General features: G+C 70.4%; 13 protein-coding genes and 1 pseudogene. 5 read left to right on the forward strand and 9 right to left on the reverse strand.

The features are described 5' to 3' along the window. Positions 1-997 precede the first annotated feature (997 nt). Positions 998-1,165, reverse strand: a pseudogene (locus ACFYOB_RS35655) (GNAT family N-acetyltransferase); the annotation flags it as partial. A gap of 461 nt (positions 1,166-1,626) precedes the next feature. On the opposite strand from ACFYOB_RS35655, the gene ACFYOB_RS35660 reads away from it, so the two are divergent. Further along, positions 1,627-2,106: a hypothetical protein gene (locus ACFYOB_RS35660; RefSeq protein WP_388567561.1), complete on the forward strand. Its 480-nt coding sequence runs from the start codon at positions 1,627-1,629 to the stop codon at positions 2,104-2,106. Positions 2,107-2,352: 246 nt separating this feature from the next. Here the strand turns inward: ACFYOB_RS35660 and ACFYOB_RS35665 are convergent, their stop codons facing one another. Then, positions 2,353-2,736, reverse strand: a complete 384-nt coding sequence (locus ACFYOB_RS35665) for a DUF4267 domain-containing protein (protein WP_388567563.1) — start codon at positions 2,734-2,736, stop codon at positions 2,353-2,355. A 30-nt stretch (positions 2,737-2,766) separates the two neighbouring features. Further along, entirely contained in the window at positions 2,767-3,231 is a 465-nt protein-coding gene (locus tag ACFYOB_RS35670; protein ID WP_388567565.1) for a cupin domain-containing protein, read from the reverse strand. A gap of 83 nt (positions 3,232-3,314) precedes the next feature. On the opposite strand from ACFYOB_RS35670, the gene ACFYOB_RS35675 reads away from it, so the two are divergent. From ACFYOB_RS35675 to ACFYOB_RS35690, 4 genes are all read left to right on the forward strand, one after another. Continuing rightward, positions 3,315-3,902, forward strand: coding sequence for a TetR/AcrR family transcriptional regulator (locus ACFYOB_RS35675; RefSeq protein WP_388567568.1), 588 nt, complete (start codon positions 3,315-3,317; stop codon positions 3,900-3,902). 105 nt (positions 3,903-4,007) lie between these two features. Then, positions 4,008-4,604 (forward strand): hypothetical protein, encoded by a 597-nt coding sequence (locus tag ACFYOB_RS35680; protein WP_388567571.1) that lies wholly within the window; start codon positions 4,008-4,010, stop codon positions 4,602-4,604. Between the two features lie 138 nt (positions 4,605-4,742). Next, entirely contained in the window at positions 4,743-6,248 is a 1,506-nt protein-coding gene (locus ACFYOB_RS35685) for an ISL3 family transposase (protein WP_388567697.1), read from the forward strand. Positions 6,249-6,635: 387 nt separating this feature from the next. Continuing rightward, positions 6,636-7,478, forward strand: a complete 843-nt coding sequence (locus ACFYOB_RS35690; protein WP_388567574.1) for an SAM-dependent methyltransferase — start codon at positions 6,636-6,638, stop codon at positions 7,476-7,478. 102 nt (positions 7,479-7,580) lie between these two features. On the opposite strand, the gene ACFYOB_RS35695 is transcribed toward ACFYOB_RS35690, so the two are convergent. The 6 genes from ACFYOB_RS35695 to ACFYOB_RS35720 form a co-directional block, all read right to left on the reverse strand. Further along, complete coding sequence (locus ACFYOB_RS35695) at positions 7,581-8,171, reverse strand: hypothetical protein (protein ID WP_388567577.1); 591 nt, start codon at positions 8,169-8,171, stop codon at positions 7,581-7,583. Between the two features lie 538 nt (positions 8,172-8,709). After that, positions 8,710-9,510 (reverse strand): acetylglutamate kinase, encoded by an 801-nt coding sequence (gene argB / locus ACFYOB_RS35700; RefSeq protein WP_388567579.1) that lies wholly within the window; start codon positions 9,508-9,510, stop codon positions 8,710-8,712. Further along, complete coding sequence (locus ACFYOB_RS35705; protein WP_388567582.1) at positions 9,507-11,210, reverse strand: condensation domain-containing protein; 1,704 nt, start codon at positions 11,208-11,210, stop codon at positions 9,507-9,509. Before ACFYOB_RS35705 ends, argB begins: the two co-directional genes overlap by 4 nt. Before the next feature lie 88 nt (positions 11,211-11,298). Then, complete coding sequence (locus ACFYOB_RS35710; RefSeq protein WP_388567584.1) at positions 11,299-13,080, reverse strand: ATP-binding cassette domain-containing protein; 1,782 nt, start codon at positions 13,078-13,080, stop codon at positions 11,299-11,301. Beyond that, positions 13,073-14,989 carry an ABC transporter ATP-binding protein gene (locus tag ACFYOB_RS35715; protein WP_388567587.1) on the reverse strand — a complete coding sequence of 639 codons (1,917 nt, stop codon included), beginning with the start codon at positions 14,987-14,989 and terminating at the stop codon, positions 13,073-13,075. The genes ACFYOB_RS35710 and ACFYOB_RS35715 overlap by 8 nt, the downstream gene beginning before the upstream one ends. Before the next feature lie 77 nt (positions 14,990-15,066). Further along, positions 15,067-15,903: an SDR family NAD(P)-dependent oxidoreductase gene (locus tag ACFYOB_RS35720; RefSeq protein ID WP_388567590.1), complete on the reverse strand. Its 837-nt coding sequence runs from the start codon at positions 15,901-15,903 to the stop codon at positions 15,067-15,069. Between the last annotated feature and the right edge of the window lie 11 nt (positions 15,904-15,914).

A 15,914-nucleotide genomic window follows, 5' to 3' on the forward strand; every position in this document is an offset into this window, starting at 1 on the left:
AGCTACCTCGCCGGCCTCCACCTCCGCGCCGCAATGATCTGGATCGACGACCTCCTGAAAGCCGCCGAATGATCACAACAGCACACAGGCCCTAGGCGACACAAGCAGGCCACGCCTACGCCCGGCTCCGAACACACCGCTGAGCCTCTCCCCCGCCTCGGGGTGGAAGCCGTCCGTCAACTGGCACTTCAGTTCTCGACCCGAGTGACCCAGTGATCCATGCCACCACGGAACAGCACAACCGACAGCACGGCCTCCGCCGGACCGGAACTCGCAATCGCCTGGCACCCCTCGCGGGAGTGCCTGCCCGCCCATGCCGAGGGCATCAGCAGCGACCGCTGAACGGCAGGACTGCTCAGCTGTCCGGGGTCAGCTTCCGATTGGTACCGGACAGACCTGGGTCCAGTTCGAGAAGTACGGTCAGAGTCGTGCCGCTGTTCCAGAAGCCAAGAAGGTCGACACGACTCCGTGAGGTCGGGACCCCTCAACCCGGCGCGGACATACCCAAGCTGACCAGGACAGATAGCTGTGGCATGCTCGCCCGCGTGATTCATGACCCGGATGGCGGATGATCCTTCGCGACCGCACGGGAGGCAGCCAGCATCGGTGCCGGCGAGCTGGCAAATGTTCCCGGCGTCGAACATGCGATGGCCGAGAGCGGGACGCTCTGCGGCATTCCAGAGCACCAGGTCACCCGCTATATGCACCTCTTCGAACCAGCAGACCCGCAGGGGTGTCCGACATGTCACCGGCAGGCCGAATCGGCTCCGACAAAGCCGTGTGCTCAAGAGCGGCTTCACGACAGGCTCCAGGACGCCTACCCGGGACAGGCCCGCCACGACCTCCTTGCCACCTTGTGTAGAGGGGCGAAAGTGCGCCTGTGGCTCCGCGGTCCCGCCTCAAGCCTGGCCAGACGCACGCAGGCCTCGACTCGCTGACCGAGGGGGCCAAGCCCGGCATCGAGGCCCGACCACCGAGCCATCGAGCCATCGACCATCGCCACCCACGTCTCCTGGCCCGGCACGACCACATCCCGGAACCATGACCGCACCTGGTCGTCCGTATGCGCCCGGCGCACGCCCGGAAGCGCTGCCGCGAAGGCACGCAGCCACACGTCAGCCACCGCGACAGCGTCGGAGGCCCCCATACCGCATAGCACCGGCATACCGCAGGGATCACTACCCGTCACTACCCGACGCCAACCCGAGAACCTCAGTAGCCGCCCCGGCCGCGGTCAGCCGCCGCCCCGACCACCTCGCTGTCCACGAGTGGCTGCGTAACTGAGAAGGGGGTTCTGGCACAGATCTTGGGGAGCGTTCGCGGAGGGTTGCAACGGTGTTCGAATGTGCTCGTTGATTGGCTACCCAAGGGCTCGGTAGTCAGGTGACGGATGAATCAGCCTGCGGTGTTCCGCTACGTACCGATCGCCGTGGATTGCAGGCATCGCCCAGTGCCACGCCTCGTCGTGAAAAGATCAGGCCGCGGTACGGCGCCTCAGCCGGTTCGTATGGATACCGCGCGAGTGTTCCGCACCGCGGCCGCGCTGCCGGGCCAGTTACGAAACTGTTGCCGGAACTGTGGGCTCCGGCACAGCCCTCGCTCCCACAGCCCTGCTGAAGTCGGCTGGTGGCCTTCTTCCTCCTGCTTCTCGTCCCGGCCGGTCTGATCCTTCCGTTCGTCTTCGCGGGTCGGGCCGTCGGGGTTCCGGCCCGGGCCGGCGGGCCGCGGCTGGCCGACAGCCACGTCTGGCTGCGCACTGCCGGTTTCGCGCAAGCGGCGATCGCGTTGGGTGTATACACCTGGGGCCTGCTGCACGTCACCGGCGCGGTCATGTCGGCAGAGGACGGCGGAACGAACTCGATCCCCATTCCGCCCTGCCGCACGCCGGGCTGGGAGCAGCGGGCGGAAGGAATCACCGGCTACCGGGTGGAGTACATGCCCTTGCGCTTCGTGTGCGAGACCGACGACATCGGCGACTACGCCGTCTCCGTCCCCGGCTACGTCAACCCGGTCTTCTTCTTCCTCGGTCTCGGAGCTGCCGTCTGCTTCACCGTTACAGCCCTGGATTCCGACGGCAGTCGCAAGCAGGACGTCACCCGAGCCTAAGTTTGATCTTCAACCTCGTGTGTCATCCAACCTGCAGTTGACGGCCGCGGCCTTGGCCAGCGCCACGGGTACAGGAAGCGCAGCGGTCTGATCTGCTCAGCCCAGCTGGTTGGCGGGCTGATCACGACCATCCAGAACGCGGCTCAGGAACGGCCCTGCGTGTCCTCATTCTCCCGCGTCCGCACTCGAAGCGGCAGTCAATCGCCTGTGCACGGCGACACTTCGTTCCAGGTGACGTGGTGCTTGTCAGACTGCATCCCAGGGGACTTCGGCCCAGGCAGTGTTGAGGACATCGGTCAGGACAGCACCGTCGCCGGAGAGGGCAACCTGGTCGATGGGGACGGGTGCCCCGCGTCGCCGATGGGGATGACGGCGTCGGCCAGCAGTACACAGACAGCCCCGAGCCCGGCGCTGGCCCATCGCGAGCGAGCAGGTGAGGGCGACGAGCCCTGAGGCGATGTCGCGGACGACCTTGACGGTGAAGTAGCCGGTCGCGTTCCCGTACGGCCAGGGGGTGATGCTCAAACCCCCCGCCGTGCCGTGCGGGTTGATCAGGAAGTTCGCCCCGAAGTAGATGACGGCCGCGCCGATCAGATCCGCGAGGACGGTGCCGGTGGGCTTCAGGGACACGGGGTCTCCCCTCGATCACGTGCGGTGCGCTCACTTCTGCTCGTCGTAGCTGATGTGGTGCCTGGCTGCGATGGGGTTGATCTTCGCGGGGTCCAACTGCCCGTCGGTGAAGACCGTAGGCCCCGCCTCGATCAGGTCCTCGACGTAGTGCTCCCAGCCTCCGGGGGATGAGATCTGCAGGACTCGGGGCGGCGGGTCGGAGGCGCGGCGCAGCGCGTGCGGGACGCAGCGGGGCAGCAGGGCGAAGGTCCCCTTCGGCGCCGAGTGCGTCTGCTCGTCGAACTCGATCTCCAGGATGCCCTCCAGTACGTAGATGCCCTCGTCCGCCTGGTGGTGGGTGTGCCGGGGAATGTCCTTCGCCACGGTCACCTCCAGCAGCGAGAACCTGCCTTCCGTGTCGTCGGTCATCGCCTTGACGGCGAAGGCGGGCGGCAACGGGATCCGGCCCGGCCGGGCGGCGCCCGGCTCCAGCAGGATGAAACGGTCTACAGACACGGATGTAGCCCTCCTCGCATGGCATAATCAAATCCGGAATCGGATTCCGATTCCGATTCCGGATAAAGTTAGGCAGAGGAGTGGTGAGCTTGTCAACGCCGTCAACACCCCCTGGGCGCAAGCCGCGTGCCGACGCGGAGCGCAACCGGGCCCGCGTACTGGCGGCGGCGTGCGCACTGTTCGAGGAACGGGGCGACGAGGTCCAGATGCCCGAGGTGGCGCGCGCCGCCGGGGTCGGCGTCGGCACCCTGTACCGGCACTTCCCCTCCAGGCAGGCCCTCGTGGAGGCCGCGGCGAAGCACCGGTTCGCCGAGATCCTGCGCCTCGCGCACGCTGACTGCCTGCGCGACCCCGAGTCGGGTCAGGGTCTGGCCCGGTACCTCCACCACGTCGGCCGGATCCTCTCCGAGAGCCGGGGGCTGACGGCCTGCGTCGCGGCGGCCCTGGGCACGTCGGCACCCGGCGGGGAGACGCTCGCGCAGCTCGAAGACGTGGTCGGAACCCTGATCGACCAGGGGCGGGCGGCCGGTACCCTCCGGGAGGACCTCACCGTCGGCGACGTCTACATGCTCGTCGGCGGCCTGTCCGCGGTCATCCGCACCGACAGCGGCGAGTGGCGCCGCTTCATCGGCCTCGCCCTCGACGGCATGCGCCCGCGCGGGGGCCGCTGACCGTCGACGCGCCTGCCCGTACGACCTCTTCGGGGCATCTCTCAGGGGATCTCAGGGGTTGGTGCCGGATGTGGTTCGGGGGTCCGCTCCCATAGCGTCATTTGCATGATCAACTCACGAACTGCTTTCCTGGCCGCGCCCGTTCTGATGGGCGCCTACGGTGTCATCCGCATCATCGATGGGCTCGACGGCAGCCGCGGTCCGGGCCTCGCGTGGAGCCTGGGCCACCTATGCTTCCTCGGCGCGCTCGTCTTCTTCGTACGGGGCTTCGCGGCGATGCGCGCTGCGGCGGGCGGCAACCGGTTGTCCACCGTAGGGCTGTGGACCGGCACGGCGGGAGCGATAGCCGTCGGCGTGCAGTTCGCCATCGACATGGTGGTCGGGTTCCTGTCGGCGGACCGGGGCGCCATGGACGAACTGTTCACCCGGGTCCAGGACATACCTGGCGTGCTCCCGGCGTTCTACGACTTCGGCCCGCTGCTGTTCTTCGTCGGCCAGCTGGTCCTTGTCTCCCAGCTCGCCAAGCGGGGCGTGCTCGAGCCGTGGGCCCCGCTCCTGGTCCTCATCGACACCACCCTGCCCTTCGCCGACAAGGACCTCATACCCCTCGGAGCCGTCCTGCTCCTGGTCTCCTGCGCCCCGCTCTGGCGCATCCGCGAGGTCGCCGCCGAGCCCCCGGCCGACGCGAAGGTGCTGGTCTAGCCGCAATGCCGGTGACTTTGGGGTCTGTACGGTCAACGGCTCTGTCCCGTAATCGGCTCTGTCCCGTAATCGGTGGTAACGAGGGGTGACGGTCGTCGTTGACGGAGCATGGAGGATGTCAACGACCTTGTGGGCGTGGTGTTTTCGGGACTTGCATCGCTGGTCGTCGAGGATGTGGCGGACGAGGGCGAGTTCATCCGGGTGCGGGCCCGGACGCGGGACGAGCCGGTGCAGTGCCCGGCGTGCGGGCAGCCGACGGGGCGGGTGCACGGCATCCACCGGCGTACGATCGCGGACGTGCCGGCGGACGGCAGGCGGGTCGTGGTGTCGGTACAGGTCCGGCGCCTGGTCTGTCCGGTCCTGGGCTGCCCCCGACAGACGTTCCGTGAACAGGTCCCAGGCCTGATCGAACGCTATCAGCGGCGCACATGCCGGCTCGCCGACCAGCTCGGCTCTGTGGTGAAGGAGTTAGCGGGACGGGCGGGCGCCCGCCTCTCCCGTGTCCTGGCTGCGGCGATATCCCGCTCGACCGCCCTCAGACTTCTGGCCCACCTGCCCTTGCCCGTGGTGCGGGTGCCGCGCGTCCTCGGCGTCGACGACTTCGCGCTCAAGCGCCGCCACCGCTACGCGACTGTCCTCATTGATACCGAAACCGGCGAACGCATCGACGTACTCCCGGGCCCCGGCGCCGACGCCCTGGAGAGATGGCTGCGCGAGCACCCCGGCGTCGAGGTCGTCTGCAGCGATGGCTCCGGCGCATACGGGGAGGCCGTGCGCCGGGCCCTGCCCGCTGCGGTGCAGGTCAGCGACCGCTGGCACCTGTGGAAGAACCTGTGCGAGAAGACCCTGGCCGAGGTCCGCTCCCACAGCGCCTGCTGGGCCACTGCGAACACGCCCCGTCCGGCCGGCGTCCACGAGCAGACCACCCGCGAACGCTGGCACCAGATCCACGACCTCCTCGGCAAGGGCGTCGGCCTGCTCGAATGCGCCCGCCGCCTGAACCTGTCCCTCAACACCGTCGAACGCTACGCGCGCACCCGTGAACCCGAGGCCCTGCGTCGGGCGCCGCGTTACCGGCCAACCCTGGTCGACCCCTACCGCGACCACCTGCGCGAACGCCGTGCGGCCGACCCCGCCGTCCCCGTGAAACAGCTGTTCCGCGAGGTCCAGGAGCAGGGCTACACCGGCAGCTTCAACCTCCTCTACCGCTACATCACCCAGGGCCGGGCCGAAGGCGACCGGCCCGTCACCACCCCGCGATGGTTGGCCCGCCTCCTGCTCACCCATCCCGACCACCTCCGGGACAAGGACACACGCCTCCTCGCCGAGCTCACCGCAGCCTGCCCTGAGATGGCCCAGCTAGCCTCATTTATCCGGGAGTTCGCACAGCTCCTTACTCCGGCCGCAGGCAACGACAAGAAACTGACCGCGTGGATCGTCGGCGTCCGCACGGCCCAGCTGCCCTACCTCCACGCCTTTGCGAACGGTCTCGAACTCGACCGCGCAGCCGTCAACGCCGGCCTCACCCTCCCGCACCACAATGGGCGGACCGAAGGCGTCAACACCCGCACCAAACGGATCATGAGGCAGATGCACGGCCGCGCGGGCTTCGACCTCCTCCGCCACCGCATCCTCCTGCACTGACCGTCACCCCTCGTTACCACCGATTACGGGACAGAGCCCCGTAATCGGTGGTAACGAAGGGTGCGCCTGCGGTCCGGCCGTTGTGGTGCTGGAGGGTGAGGCCGGCGTCGACGGCTGGGCGGTCGAGTTCGAGGCCGTTGGTGAAGGAGTGGAGGTAGCGCAGCTGGGCCGCGCGGACGCTCGCGATCCACGCGGTGAGATGGCGTCGAATGAGCCGAACGAAACGGCCTAGTAGAGGCGGCTGAGGACTTCGGAGGTTGCACTCTCTGCGCGGGTTACGGTGCGGTCGAGCTCGGTCAGCGTGTGTTCAGTTGATGGAGGGTGGGGGTAGTTGGGGGTGTCTGGAAACGGGGTTTGTGGGGGGCGGGATGTGCCGAGGAATGGTTCATGGCTGAGGACATTGCGGCTCAGGCCGCGGATGCGGCACGTGTCTACTACAACGCGCCTGACATCGATGGTTTCTACACCCAGGCGTGGGGCGGGGAGGACATTCACATCGGGGTGTATGCAGATGTGCGGGAGGCGGTCGGCGCCGCATCCGGGCGCACGGTGGAGCGGCTGGCTGCGAAGGTGGCTGACGCGCTCGGTCCCGACAGCACGGTGCTGGACATGGGGTCCGGCTACGGAGGCGCGGCCCGCCGCCTGGCCGGGGAGTTCGCCTGCCACGTTGTGGCCCTGAACATCAGCGAGGTTCAAAACCGCCGGCACCGAGAACTGAACTTCCGGCGCGGCCTAGACGAGCGCATCGAGGTGGTGACCGGTTCTTTCCACGACATCCCTGCCCCCGACGGGAGCTTCGATGTCGTCTGGTCCCAGGATGCCCTGTGCCACAGTGGCGACCGGCCCCAAGCGCTGCGGGAGGCCAGGCGCGTTCTCAAGCCCGGCGGCCGCCTGGTCTTCACCGACATCATGGCCGCCGAGGGCGCCCCTGAGGGCGAGGTACGCCCGCTCGCGGAGCGCTTGACCATCAGCGGATTCGCCACGCCGGGCTTCTATGAGGAGCAACTGCGGGCGCTCGAGTTCTCCGACACCGGCTTCGAGGATCTCAGCGATCACATGCTGACTCACTATGAACGCCTCGTCGACGAGGTCCGAACACCGACACCGGGACTCGTCAACGCCGTCAGTGCCGGGTATCGGGACCGCCTGGAAAGGAACCTGCCCCAAGTGGCTGCCGCCTGCCGCAAGGGCCACCTGAGATGGGGCATCTTCCACGGCCGCCGTAGGTGACCGGCTCCTCCCACACCCGCACACCCGCACACCCGTTGCGTAGCGCCCAGACGCTGCCAGCCGCGTCCGGCGAGCCGGTCTGCAGGCGGCTGTGACCGTCGGTCATCGGTGACGGGGCCTGGGTCGCCACAGGTCCGCGTGCTCCTCACCGACGGCGAGTGCATCTCCTCCCGCCCGCTCAGTCCGTACGGGAGCCGTTGGCGATGCGGGTGACGACCGGCCGGGTGCGCGGGTGCGTAGACGGTTCGAGACCAGGACGACTTCCTCCGGTACGACATTCCTTCCCAGGACGAATCGACCGAGCAGGCCCTGCGGCCCGGTGACGACCAGGACGTGACCCTCCATGGTCAGGCGCAGTTCTCCCCATGGTCGGCTCCACTGAGGCAGATAGCCGAACTCCCACAGCTGGAGCCGATGGGTGGTGGTCGTAAGGGAGTAGGACGTGTATTCGTTCTCCTTGAAGGACGCAGGCGCCGGAGCGCCGTCGGGGACCAGCTTCACCCGGTACTGGCTCAGTTCCCTCTCGCCCGCCTCGAGCGTGTCCCTGCGGACTTCGGCCTTGGTGCCGTCCCGATGGGAGGTCATCGCCCCGGTAATGCCTGCCGTGATGCCCATGGCGAGGCAGAACGTCAGGTTGAGCCACCAGGGCAGGTGCTCTGTGCCGTCGATGGCGATCGGCACGATGCGAGACACGCCCGCGGCCCCGCCCCAGACCGTGCCGCGCCGCAAACGTCTACGGCGTGCCACGTCTGCCTCACCCACCGCTGTCCGCTGGACGGTCCCGTCCATCTACTCCCCCGCCCCCTCGTGGGGCAGTGGCTGATCAGCGGCCCGGCCGCGGTCAGGCGCTCGTTGTAGGCCGATTGCTGGGGCAGGCAGCGAACAGGTGCCCCAGCCTGGCGTGGGCGAAGCGGATCCAGTGCCGGGCCGAGGGAACCCCAGCCATGCCTGGGCGCCCGCAAGGCGCAGCAGTTCGGCGTCCGTCAGTTTCGAGGGTCGCCCGATCCTGCGACGGGGTGCCGCATGGTCGTCGATGAACACGTACAGTGCCGCCAGAAGGGCTCGGTGTCCTTCCGCGCCAGCCACTGTGTCCGCCGAAGCGTGGGTTGTTCGAGCGCTTCGCCTTCCAGCGGGTGGAGCGGGCCGACGTCCCGGCCTCTTGGGCGGTTCGGCTGAACCCCTCCCGCGGCTCCCTCCTCTACGTCTGGCGCTGACCTGATGGGGTGCGCCGTCACACGTGCAGGGTGGTCCCCCGGCTGGTGTCGGCGGTGGAGGCGCTGAGCAGTGAGTCATCTCCGACCAGCCGGACGACGGGCACACCCGAGCGGAGGGCTGTGAGGGCGCCGGACAGCTTCGGCATCATGCCGTCCCGCGGAGGCCGGTCGCGCAGCAGCGCCGCGAGGTCGGCGCTGCCCATGCGCGGGATGATCGACGCGGGATCGGCCGGATCGGCCATCAGCCCTTCCACATCGCTGACGTAGACCAGACGGTCGGCGGGCAGAGCGACGGCCAGCGCGGCCGCAGCGGTGTCGGCGTTGACGTTGTGGGGCAGGCCCGCGGCATCCGGCGCGACGCTGGCGACCACCGGTATCAGACCCGCCTCCCACGCCATGGTCAGCACCTTCGTGTCGACCGCTGCCACCTCGCCCACCCTGCCGAACCTGGCGACGCCGTCGACCCTCAGCGTGCGCGCCGTCATCAGCCCGGCGTCCTCGCCGGAGAGTCCGATCGCCGGTACGCCGACGCCCTGGAGCTGACCGACCAGGTCCTTGTTGATCCGGCCGACGAGCACCATGCGGACGACGTCCATCATGTCCGGGTCGGTGACGCGCAGACCATCGACGAAGCGCGGGGTCAGACCGCGCCGGGCGGCCTCCTCGGTCACCGTACGGCCGCCCCCGTGTACCAGGACGAGCCGCCGGCCGTCGCCGGCCAGCACGGTCAGATCCCGCATCGCGGTGGTGGACAGACGGCCGCCGTCCATCGCCGCGCCCCCGTACTTGACCACGATCGCCGGCTCGGCCGTGCTCACTGCCGCCCCCCGACGCGGTACTCGGTCACCGCGGCGACGATCGCCCCGAAGGTGGGCCGGCCGATGGGCAGGTCGAGGGGCAGCGAGCAGTCCAGCGCCTCGCCGAGCAGCACCATGAGTTCCGCGGCGAGCAGCGAGTCGCCTCCCGCGGCGAAGAAGTCGTCGTCGTCCGTCGGCGCCGCGCCGTCGAGCAGCCGTTGCCACAGTCCACTGGTGTGCTGACGGACCGAGGGATCGCCGGTCGGCGGGGGAACGGTTTCCGCGACCGGCGCCGGAGCGGAGGACGGCCCGGAGTCGGCAACCGGTCCGGGGCCTGGAGCTGTTCCGTCGGCGGCACCCGGCCCGGCCTCCGGAGGCCCGCTCGGCTCAGGCGCCCCGACGGGGGAAACCTCCCTGGGCGGCCGCGGCTCCGACGCCATACGTTCCAGCACGCCGACCAACCCCGCGGCGAGCCGTGCCGCTTCCGCCGGGTCGATCAGGTCCGGCGAGTACAGCAGCCCCCCACGGATCGTCCCGTCGGGCTGCGGACCGAGTTCGAGCGTGATGTCGGTGCTGCTGGACAGGGCTGCCGCCGGGAGCGTCGTCGTCTCGGCGCCGGCCAGCCGCAGCGGTTGGCCGAGGCCGTCACGCAGGGCGACCAGGACATGGGTGAGCGGGTTGACGGGCAGGGTTCGGGGCAGCCCGAGTTCCTGCATCAGCAGCGGGAACGGCACGTCCTGGTTGTCCATCGCGGCGAGCATGACCGAGCGTGTCTCGTCGATCAGCTGGGCCGTGGTCGCCGCCGATACCGGGATGCGCAGCGGGACGGTGTTGGTGCTCAGCCCCACCAGGCGGTCGAACTCCGGCAGCGACCGTCCGGCCGTCGACATCCCGATCAGGGCCTCCCCGAGGCCGGTCTCGCCGGCGAGCCACCGGGCGACCGCGGCGATCAGCACGGTGGAGACACTGGTCCGCGCGTCGACGGCAAGTGCGCGGGCGCCCGCGGTGAGCGGCACGTCGCAGAAGATCTCCTCCCACAGGGCGTCCGGTCTACGGACCATGGGCCGCGGCTTCAGGAAGGGCAGTGGCGCGGGACCGGTGATGTCCGCCAACCGCTCCTTCCAGTACGCGATCTGGGTATCGAAGCGCCCTGTGTCGAGCCCCTCCTGCTGCCAGGCGGCGAAGTCGGAGAACTGACGGTGGACCGGGGGCAGCGCGTCTGGCCGCTTCTGCACGAACGCCTCGTAGCAGGCGGCGATCTCCTCCCGGACGACACCCATCGCCCGTCCGTCCACGCTCACGTGATGCGTGGTCAGCAGCACGCTGTGCCGGCTCGGACCGTGCCGCAGGACCCGGCAGCGCAGCAGCGGACCACGGCCCAGGTCGAACCGGGTCGTAGCCTCCTGCCTGGCCAGTTCCCGGACATCGGATACGGCGACGTCGTCGAGGAGGGTGAAGCCCGGCGGGAGTTCGGTGTGAACGACGCGCAGCAGCTCCCCCTCCCGCAGGGTGAACGTGGTGCGCAGCGCTTCGTGGCGGGCTGTCATAGCGGTCAGCGCGGCGTGGAAGGCTGCTGGGTCGAACGGTCCGTCGATCCGCCAGGCGTAGGCGAGGTTGTAGACGGGCGTGTCCCGGGCGTACTGCGTGGTCAGCCACAACCGCCGTTGCAGCGGGGTGGCCGGTGGGTGGAAGGGCAGGCTGTGCAGCCGGGCGCTACGCATCGGGCGGGGTTCCTTTCGGACGGGTACCCGTGGTCCGCCGAAGCGGCCGGGGCATCAGGTCACGAGGTCGGCACACCAGGTCCTCCACTCACCGGTACGCCTGGCGTTGCAGTGCGTGGAGCTGCGCGTACGAGCCGTCGAGCGCGAGGAGTTCGTGGTGCGTGCCGACCTCGGCGATCCGGCCCTCGCGCAGCACCACGATCAGATCGGTGTCGCGCATGCTGCCGAGCCGGTGCGAGACGAGCAGGGTGACCGCGCCGGTGGCCCGGCCGACGGCGCGTGCCGCCGCCGCGTAGCGGTCGAGGAGGACTTGTTCTGCGGCCGGGTCGATGGCCGCCGTCGGCTCGTCGAGCAGGAGCAGCAGCGGGGCGGGACGCATCATGGCGCGGGCGACGGCGAGTTTCTGCCACTGTCCGCCGGACAGGTCGGTTCCGTCGTCGAAGCTGCGCCCGAGCGGGGTGCTCAGCCCCCCGCCGAGGGTGTCCGGGAGCGTCTCGGCGTCGGCGGCGCGCAGGGCGCCGGTGACGGCGAAGGTGTCGTCGATCCGGGGGAGGTCGCCCATGCCTACGGTCTCGCGCAGCAGGAACTGGGGCTTGGCGAAGTCCTGGAAGCCGGCGGTGATCCGGGAGCGCCAGTCGGCGAGGTCGAGGTCACGCAGGTCGGTGCCGTCGATCAGGATGCTTCCGTGTGTGGGGGTGGCCAGTCCCGCCAGCAGACGGACCAGGGTGCTCTTGCCGGCCCCGTTGTCGCCCACCACTCCGACCACGCTGCCGGCCGGCAGGAACAGGTCGGCGTCGGTGAGCGCGGCGTGGTCCGCGTCGGCGTACCGGTAGCCGAGACCGCGCAGTTCGATGCCCCGGGTGAGCTGCCGCGGCGCCGGCAGGGTGCCCGTCCAGAGTTCCGCGGCGGCCTGGGCTCGGGCCCGCAGCCGCAGCAGCCGGGTCCCCGCCTCCTTGCTGTTGTTGACCGCGTTGCCGAAGCGCACGGTCTGCGCCATCTGCTGGCTGACGCTGGCCACCAGGGTCAGGGTCAGTACGACGTCACCGAGGCCGGTCCCGCCGGTGACTGCCTGGCGCGCCACGAGGATCACGGCCCCGGCGTAACCGGCGGCGAAGACCAGCCAGCCGCCGGCGACGTACAGCGTTCCCCGCACGCCGGCGCGGTCCAGCCGTGCGTCGGCCGCGATCAGGTGGCGCAGGTGGCGGCTGCGGAACTCCTCGCGCAGGCCGTAGATGCGCAGTTCCTTCGCCGGGCCGGCGTGGGTGGCCTGTTCGAACAGGAAGCGGGCATGGCGCTGGTCGGCGGCCGTGTCGGTGAGGGCCCGCTGCCTGAGCCGCTCCGTCCGGGAGCCCGCCGCCAGCGAGGGCCAGGCGAGTAGCGGCAGGAACAGCAGGTACGGATTGACGAAGGCGAGCGCGACTCCGGTGGCGACGGCCCGCAGCACGGCGCCGATGAGCAGCGAGGTGACATCGCAGCCTTCGGCCAAGTGCATCCGGTCGGCGGCCAGCAGTTCGAGTTCGTCCAGCCAGCCGGAGCGTTCGGCCGGCTCGACCGACGTGGTCGACAGCCGCATGTGTTCCCGGTCGACCAGGTGGGCGGTCTGCTCGATGAGGGGGACCGCCAGCCGGATCGCCACCGAACTGGCGGCGAAGCCGAGCGCGTTGATCAGGGCGATGACGGCTGCCAGCCGGATGGTCGAGCCGAGGTGGTGGGCCTGGATGGCCTCGACGGCCAGCTTGAGCCCGTACGCGGAGGCAACCAGGGTCAGCGGGCGGAGACTGAACAGGACGGTGAAGGGGAGCGCGCGGGCGCGGTCGGCGCGGAAGGACAGCGCGAAGGCGGCGGCGAGGCCGCGCAGGGACTCACGCACGCGCCTCACCACCCGGGCGCGGGCCGTCGAACCGGTCGGCCTGGATGCGGAACATCCGGGCGTACGCCCCGTCGGCGGCCACGAGGTCGTCGTGGCTGCCGCTCTCCAGGACCGTGCCGTGTTCGAGTACGACGATTCGGTCGGCTCGGCGGGTCGTGGAGAAGCGGTGCGAGATGAGCACGGAGGTCACTCCCTCGGTGAGCGAGAGGAACCGGTCGTTCAGCTCCGCCTCGGCCCGTACGTCGAGGGCGGAGGCCGGTTCGTCGAGGATCAGCAGCCGGGCGCCGTGCCGGACCGCGAACAGTGCGCGGGCCAGCGCCAGCCGCTGCCACTCGCCGCCGGACAGGTCACGGCCGCCGGGGAACCTGGCGGACAGCATGTTCTGCCAGCCGTGGTCCAGACGGTCGATCAGCTCCATCGCTCCGGCCTGGTCGGCGCAGGTCCGCAGGCCCTCCATGTCGTCGAGGTGCTCGACGGCGCCGAGTCCCACGTTGTCCGCGACGCTCAACTCGTAGTGGACGAAGTCCTGGAAGACCGCGCCGATCCGCCGCTGCCACCCGGCGGTGTCGGCCTCCGCCAGCGGTACGCCGTCGATCAGGACACGGCCGGCCTGCGGTCGGTACATGCCGGACAGCAGCTTGACCAGGGTGCTCTTTCCCGCGCCGTTGACGCCGACGACGGCCAGGGACCGACCGGCCGGGATGTCCAGGTCGAAGCCGCTGAAGACCGGTTCGGACCGCCCGGCGTAACGGAAGTCGACCGCCTCGAACCGGATCGCCGGCGGCGGACCGCCGGACGGCCTGTCCGCGGCCGGGGCGGTGGGGACAGGCGCGGTGGATACGGAGACGGCGGGCACGGGGGCCGGGGCAGGGGCGGACGGCAGGGCGCGTTCGAGCGCGCGGACCAGCGGAATCGCGGCGGCCCCCTGGTCGATCTTCACGTTGTCCGGGCTGACGCCCATGACAGCACTGAGCCCGAGCAGCGCGCCCGCGTAGGCGGTGAAGCGCCCCGCACTCAGGGAGCCGTGGGAGGCCGCGAGCCCCAGCACTGTGAAGCCGCCGAGCTGCACGGCCATCACCCCGGCGGTGAGCGCGGGCATCAGGAGACGGCCGTCCCGGCGGGTCTGCCACAGGTCCGCCATGGCGACCCGCCACTCCTGGTGGAAGCGCAGGTCGAGCCAGTCGCGCAGCCCGAAGACCCGGATCTCCTTGGCCGCGTCCGGGTCCCGCGCGAAGTCGCGTACGTACGACGGGCGCCGCAGCCGCGCCGGGGTTCCCATCAACGCCTGCTGGCCGCGCCGGTAATCCGCGACGACCCCGCTGGTCAGGACGGCGAAGCCGGCCAGCAGGGCCAGGGCGAGCCACCAGTGGAAGACGGCGATCAGGGCCGCGCAGGCCACCGCCTGAAGCCTGGCCACGCCGATGTTCGCGGTCGCGATCAGGGCGTCGCGCGGGGTGAAGCTGGCGGCGGCGACCCCCTGCGCCCCCGTCACCAGGTCGAGCGTGTCCGTGTCCTCCAAGTGGCCGATGCCGGTGGGGGTGAGCGAGGCCGCCATGACGCGGTCCCGCAGCTGCCGGGTGAGCCGCCGCCCGAGGGTGTCGGCCGTCTGCTGGGCCACCGCAACCAGGAGCTGCTGGAGCAGGAAGCCGAGCGCGATCAGGATGCCCAGGACGGTGACCTGCCGCAGCGCCGAGGCCTGGCCGTGGGCGACGGCGCCCGACACCACGTCGACCAGGCGACCGTTGGCGATCGTCAGCGCCACCGGCGCGAGCGCCGCCCCGACCAGTGCGAACAGCAGCAGTCCGGCCAGCGGGAGGCTGACGGACGGCAGCGTCCCGAGCATCGCCAGGAGCGGCGACCCGCGCCGGGCGGGCCGTTCACCCCCGGGGACGGGGGGCTGCGAGGGCATGCGATCGCTCTCCTTCCGGTCTTCTGGCGCAGACGCGTGACGCCCCGGACGTGCGCCGACGGGCGGAACGGCCGGCATCAGATGAGACGGCGCGGCGGTACCGCGTTGTGGGCGCGCACCCAGCGGAAGGCGTCGCTGGTGGCCTGCTGGCCGCCGTGGACCGGGAGGGTGACCCCCGAGATCCAGCCCGCCTGGTCGCTGCACAGGTAGAGCACCGCGGCGGCGACGTCGGCGGGGTTGCCGAACCGGCCCAGCGGATAGAGGGAGGCGCGGTCCTGCCGGTCGTCCTGGTCCGTCAGCCACGGCTGGGTCATCGCGGTCTCGATCAGGGCCGGGGCGACGGCGTTGACCCGGATGCCGCTCGGTCCGAGTTCGTACGCGAGGGCGCCCGTAAGGCTGATCAAGGCGGCCTTGGCCGCTCCGTACAGGGCTTCGCCCGGGGCGGGGAACAGGCCGTCGATCGAGGCGGTGGAGACGATGGCGCCGCCGGTTCCCTGGGCGGTCATCGCACGGGCCGCGGCCATCACCGTGAGCAGCGGGGCCTTGACGTTCATCCCGAACACGGAGTCGATCGCGGCCGCGGTGGCCTCGGTCAGCTGCCCTGTGGAGCCCGGCACGTCGCCCCAGCCGCCGACGTTGCCGACCAGGATGTCCAGCCCGCCCATCCGGTCGACCGCCTTGGCCACGGCCTGTTCGGCGGCCACGGGATCGGCGCAGTCGGCGGCGATCCAGTGCGCGGTCCCGCCGGCGCCGCGGATCTCCCCGGCGACCGCCTCGACGTCGGCGGCCGTGCGGGCGACGACGGTCACCTGGGCGCCCTGGCGGGCCAGCAGCATTGCCACCTCACGGCCGATGCCGCGGCCGGCGCCGGTGACCATGGCGCGTCCGCCGTCGAGACGAAAGGGCTCCGACACTCGTTCTCCTC

It is taken from the genome of Streptomyces sp. NPDC006463, from assembly GCF_042870715.1.
Lineage (GTDB): Bacteria > Actinomycetota > Actinomycetes > Streptomycetales > Streptomycetaceae > Streptomyces.